The organism is Micromonospora foliorum, assembly GCF_022229015.1.
Classification (GTDB): Bacteria; Actinomycetota; Actinomycetes; order Mycobacteriales; family Micromonosporaceae; genus Micromonospora; species Micromonospora foliorum.
On sequence record NZ_JAKKFF010000216.1, the window covers coordinates 1 to 4,972 of the forward strand.

Annotated in this window: 6 protein-coding genes; 4 read left to right on the forward strand and 2 right to left on the reverse strand. The window is 72.5% G+C overall.

Going from position 1 to position 4,972, the window contains the following annotated elements; genetic code table 11:
• Window positions 1-214 precede the first annotated feature (214 nt).
• Window positions 215-754, forward strand: a complete 540-nt coding sequence (locus PSH25_RS16670; protein WP_238659953.1) for a DUF4190 domain-containing protein — start codon at window positions 215-217, stop codon at window positions 752-754.
• A 75-nt stretch (window positions 755-829) separates the two neighbouring features.
• On the opposite strand, the gene PSH25_RS16675 is transcribed toward PSH25_RS16670, so the two are convergent.
• The gene (locus PSH25_RS16675; RefSeq protein ID WP_238659954.1) at window positions 830-1,786 is read right to left on the reverse strand and encodes an HpcH/HpaI aldolase/citrate lyase family protein; all 957 of its coding nucleotides are present in this window, start codon (window positions 1,784-1,786) and stop codon (window positions 830-832) included.
• A 128-nt stretch (window positions 1,787-1,914) separates the two neighbouring features.
• On the opposite strand from PSH25_RS16675, the gene PSH25_RS16680 reads away from it, so the two are divergent.
• Together PSH25_RS16680 and PSH25_RS16685 are read left to right on the forward strand one after the other, a co-directional pair.
• The gene (locus tag PSH25_RS16680; RefSeq protein WP_238659955.1) at window positions 1,915-2,739 is read left to right on the forward strand and encodes an SDR family NAD(P)-dependent oxidoreductase; all 825 of its coding nucleotides are present in this window, start codon (window positions 1,915-1,917) and stop codon (window positions 2,737-2,739) included.
• Entirely contained in the window at window positions 2,732-3,025 is a 294-nt protein-coding gene (locus PSH25_RS16685; protein ID WP_238659956.1) for a hypothetical protein, read from the forward strand. The genes PSH25_RS16680 and PSH25_RS16685 overlap by 8 nt, the downstream gene beginning before the upstream one ends.
• Before the next feature lie 41 nt (window positions 3,026-3,066).
• Here PSH25_RS16685 and PSH25_RS16690 read toward each other — a convergent pair whose 3' ends face one another.
• Entirely contained in the window at window positions 3,067-4,011 is a 945-nt protein-coding gene (locus PSH25_RS16690) for a DMT family transporter (protein WP_238659957.1), read from the reverse strand.
• Window positions 4,012-4,117: 106 nt separating this feature from the next.
• Between PSH25_RS16690 and PSH25_RS16695 the strand changes: the two genes are divergently transcribed.
• Window positions 4,118-4,837, forward strand: a complete 720-nt coding sequence (locus PSH25_RS16695) for an HAD family hydrolase (protein WP_238659958.1) — start codon at window positions 4,118-4,120, stop codon at window positions 4,835-4,837.
• Window positions 4,838-4,972: the final 135 nt, after the last annotated feature.

Consider the following 4,972-nt stretch of genomic DNA (forward strand, 5'->3'; position numbering starts at 1 on the left):
GGCGGCCGTCCGGGCGCGCCGGGCCGCACCCGGGCGGCTGACGTCCCGTCGGGGTCGGCTGCCGGAGCGGTCCGCGGCGCGCGCGTCGTATGCCATGCCAGGGATCCTGCCCGTTACGACCGGCCCGAGCAACGCGGCACCCGGAAGCGGGGGCGTCGGGTTTGGGCAGCGCTGGCTACCCTGTCTCCGCACCCCGACCTGACGGAGAGTTCGCATGACAAATCCCCCGCCGCCCGGCAACTGGACCGATCCCACGTGGTCGGCCCAACCGTCGAGCCCCGCACCCGACCCGACCCTGGTGGCCGGTCAGCCGGTCCCCCCGCAGCCCGGCCCGGTCGACCCGTACGCGCCGACCAACCCGTACGCCCCGGTCGACCCGTACGCCGGAGCGCAGCCGCCGGCGACCCAGCCGATGCCCGGCTACGCCCCGCCCGGCTACGCCCCGGTCGGCTACCCGCCGCAGTACCCCGGCTACGGCTACCCGCAGCCGCCGAAGACCAACGGGATGGCCATCGCGGCGTTCGTGCTGGCCCTGCTCGGTTTCACGTCCTGCATCACCGCGCCGGTCGGCGCGATCCTCGGGCACGTCGCGCAGAAGCAGATCCGGCTCAGCGGCGAGGGTGGTGCGGGGATGGCGAAGGCCGCCATCATCGTCGGCTGGATTCTCACCGGGTTCCTGGTGCTGGTGGTCGCCGGCTACGCCGCCGCGATCATCTACGCGATCGCGACGAGCGACAACAGCAGCAGCTACTGACCGGCGGGCGGGCCGGCGTACCGTCGAATGTCGAGCCGGATCGACGGCCGGCGGCGGTCGTCCCGGCCCGGCCGGTCACTGCGCCGGTGGGGTGAACGACGAGGTACGGCTCATCCGGGCGGCCCGGCCCTTGGCGGCGACCACGAGCGCCATCTTGCGGGACGCTTCGTCGATCATCTCGTCGCCGAGCATCACGGCACCGAGCCGGCCGCCGGCCTCGGAGGTGTAGTGCTCGTACGCGTCGAGGATCAACTCGGCGTGGTCGTAGTCGGCCTGCGCCGGCTGGTAGACCTCGTTGGCGGCGTCGATCTGGCCCGGGTGCAGCACCCACTTGCCGTCGAAGCCCAGCGCGGCCGAGCGCTTGGCCACCTCACGGAACGCGTCGACGTCGCGGATCTGCAGGAAGGGGCCGTCGATGGCCTGCTTGTCGTGCATCCGCGCGGCCATCAGGATCCGCATCAGGATGTAGTGGTACGGGTCGCCGGGGTAGTCCGGGATCAAGCCGCCGACCACCATCGACTTCATGTTGATCGACGCCATGAAGTCGGCCGGGCCGAAGATGATGGTCTCCACGCGCGGCGAGGCAGCGGCGATCGCGTCCACGTTGACCAGACCGGCGGCGTTCTCGATCTGCGCCTCGATGCCGATCCGGCCGACCTTTAGGCCGATCGTCTTCTCGATCTGGGTGAGCGTCAGGTCCAGCCACTGCACCTGGGCGGCGGTCTGCACCTTCGGCAGCATGATGCAGTCCAGGTTGGCGCCGGCGCCCTCGACGACCTCGATGACGTCCCGGTAGGTCCACGGGGTGGTGAGGTCGTTGACCCGGACCACCCGGGTCTTGCCGGCCCAGTCACCCTCGTTGAGGACGGCCACGATGTTCTTGCGCGCGTCCGGCTTGGCCAGTGGGGCGACGGCGTCCTCCAGGTCGAGGAAGACCTGGTCGGCCGGGAGACCCTGGGCCTTGCCGAGCATCTTGACGCTGGAACCCGGCACGGCGAGGCAGGACCTGCGGGGGCGACCGACTGCGGCCATCAATGCGCTCCTTCCAGCGTCCGGCGGGCATGCCGACGCCACCTGACGACAGATCCGAGACCTTAACGATCCCAAAGGGCGTTGTGACGTCACGGTAACCTCGCGCCATGACCGGGGTGAATGGACCTGTGGAAGATCTCACTGGGCGCCGACTGGTGGTGGTGACCGGGGCCAGCTCCGGCATCGGGCTGGCCGCCGCCGTGCACCTGGCCTGCCGTGGCGACCAGGTGGTGCTGGTCGGGCGGGACCCGGCCCGGCTACAGGCCGCCGCCGTTCGGGTACGGGAGAACTCCGGTGAGCGTCCGGAACTGTTCCGGGCCGACTTCGCGATCCTCGACGACGTACGCCGACTGGCCGAGCAACTTCGGGCCGCGTACGACCGGATCGACGTGCTCGCCAACAACGCCGGCGCGATCGCGCTGCAACCACTGAGCACCGTCGACGGTTTCGAGATGTCGATCCAGGCCAACCACCTGGCCCCGTTCCTGCTGACCAACCTGCTCGCCGACCGGGTGGGCCGGGTCGTGGTGACCGCCTCCGGCGCGCACCGCTTCGGCGCACTCGACCCCGACGACCTGAACAAGCCGCTGCGTGACTACCGGCCGATGGGCGCGTACGGCACCAGCAAGCAGGCGAACATCCTGTTCACCGCTGAGGCCGCCCGCCGCTGGCCGGACACCTCCGCGTACAGCTTCCACCCCGGGGTGGTCCGTACGCGGTTCGCCAACGACAGCAGGCTTGTCGCGTTCGGCATGCGGTTCCTGCCGTTCCGCAGCCCGGAGAAGGGCGCCGAGACCCTGGTGTGGCTGGCAAACCAGGACCGCTCCCGGCTGATCAACGGGGGTTACTACGCCGACCGGCGACCGCGTCGGCCGCTCCGGAAGGCGGCCGATCCGCAGCTCGCCTCCCGGCTCTGGGCGGCGAGCGCCAAGGCCGTCGGTCTCGATGGCTGACCGGGCCGGCGTGCTGACACTCGTCGCGATCGTCGAGTTCGCCGTCGGGGCCGAGGCGGCCGGGCAGCGTTACGAGGACGCCGTACTGGCCCTGCTCGAACGGCACCGCGGCCGGCTGGACCGGCGACTGCGCGGCACCGACGGGCAGGCCGAGGTGCACGTGATCCGGTTCGACGGCCGGGCCGGTTACGAGTCGTTCCTCGCCGACCCGGACCGGGCGGCTCTGCGTACCGCCCTCGGTGACGCCGCCCCGACGACCCGGGTCATCGAGGTGCACGAGAGCTGACCCGGTCGGCTGGTGGGCCTCGACCCGCTCGTGTCGGGCGGTCAGTCGGCCAGCGGGGTCGGGTCGGCCGGCAGGGCGGTGGGTTCGCTCCGCCGGCCGCCGAGCACCACCACCGCCACCCCGGCCAGCAGCAACGCCATCCCGAGCAGCGCGTACGGGCGGGGCAGCTGACCCAGCCAGGCCCAGCCGAGCAGGGCCGCGCCGGGCGCCTCCAGCAGGATCAGCACGCTCACGGTGGTCGCCGGGATCTTCCGCAGGGCGTAGTTGAACATCGAGTGCCCGAGCAGCTGCGCGCCGGCCACCAGGGCCAGGATGGCCAGCCAGGTACGCCCGTCGAAGCCGGTCAGTCGTACGCCGCCCACCAGGCACAGGGCCAGCAGGATCAGCGCGCAGATCCCGTAGCAGATGGTGGTGTAGGTGGTGGTGCTGATGCTGCTCCGCGCCCGTTCCCCGAACGCGGTGTAGACGGCGGCGAACAGGGCGCCGACCAACGCCAGCACGTCACCGAGGACGGCCCGTCCGGAGACTCCCACGTCCACCCCGGTGGCGACCGCCGCGCCGCCGACCGCCACCGCGATGCCGATCCAGACCACCCGGGGCAGCGGACGCCCCTGGGCGCGGGCGATCAACCCCTGCCAGACCGGCTGGGTGGCGACCAGGGCGGTGGACGTGGCGACCGAGGTGAGCTGGGCGCTCGGCACCCAGGTCGCGAAGTGCCCGGCCAGGGCGACCCCGGACAGGACGCAGAACAGTCCCTCCCGCCGGCCCGCGCCCACGGTCAGCCTGCGGAACTCGGCCCGACGCCGGACCAGCGCGAAGGGGCTCAGCACGGCCACCGCGAGCAGGTTGCGCCAGAAGGCGATGGCCAGCGCGGGGGCGACGGCGTACGCGATCAGCGGCGCGGACGACGACACGGCGACCACGGCCAGCCCGACCGCTCCGGTGGTCAGCGGGTCCAGGGTCGGCCGGTGTGAAGGTGGGGGCACGGGACGGAATCCTCACACGTATGACGCTCAGCACGGACGGTCATCACTCCGTTACGATCACGCGGTTCCGCGCCGGCGACACTCGACCGCCCGGAGGCGTTCCCCCATGCCCAGCTACCAGGCGGTGCTGTTCGACTTCTTCGGCACCCTGACCCGTTCGGTGCAGCGCGGTGTCGCGCACCTCGGCACCGCCGAGTTGCTCGGGTGCCACACCGACACGCTGACCGAGGTGCTGGACCGCACCTACTACGAACGGGCCACCGGCCTGCTCGGCAACGCGGAGGCGACCCTGCGCTGGGTGTGCGCCCAGGTCGGCGTACACCCCAGTGACCATGCGGTGCGGGCGGCGGTGGCGTCCCGGCACCGGGCGGTCCGCGCGGACACCTGGCTGCGGGCCGACGCGGTGCCGGTGCTGGCGGCCCTGCGCCAGCGCGGCCTGCGCACCGGCGTGATCAGCGACTGTACGCACGAACTGCCGGCCTTCCTGCCGCAGCTCGCGGTCGCCCCCCTGCTCGACGTCCGGGTCTTCTCGGTGCAGGTCGGACGGTGCAAGCCGGATTTGACGCTCTACCTGACGGCCTGCCAGCGGCTCGGGCTCGCGCCGGGCGACTGCCTCTACGTCGGTGACGGCGGCAGCCAGGAGTTGACCGGCGCCGAACGGGCCGGGATGACCGCCGTCCGGCTCGCCGCACCGGATCTGGCCACGCACCTGGTGTTCAACGCCGACCGGGACTGGCGCGGCCCGACGCTCGGCACCCTGGGCGAGGTGCTCGCCCTCGTCGACGCCGACGCCGCGGTGGCGGGAGTCGGCGGCCGGGCGGGCTGATCGACTGATCAGCGGCGGCGGACCCGGTGCAGACGGAACGGCTTGCGGGTGGCCCGGACCGCCGGAGTCGGCCGGGGCGGTTCGGCCTGCGCGTCGGCCGGCAACTCGGCGCCGGCCAGCGGCGTACCGGCCGGG

Bases quoted from the DNA above. Each gene is read 5' to 3' on its own strand.
- PSH25_RS16695 (WP_238659958.1), top strand. From the start codon at position 4,118: ATGCCCAGCTACCAGGCGGTGCTGTTCGACTTCTTCGGCACCCTGACC.
- PSH25_RS16670 (WP_238659953.1), top strand. From the start codon at position 215: ATGACAAATCCCCCGCCGCCCGGCAACTGGACCGATCCCACGTGGTCG.
- PSH25_RS16675 (WP_238659954.1), bottom strand. From the start codon at position 1,786: ATGGCCGCAGTCGGTCGCCCCCGCAGGTCCTGCCTCGCCGTGCCGGGT.
- PSH25_RS16685 (WP_238659956.1), top strand. From the start codon at position 2,732: ATGGCTGACCGGGCCGGCGTGCTGACACTCGTCGCGATCGTCGAGTTC.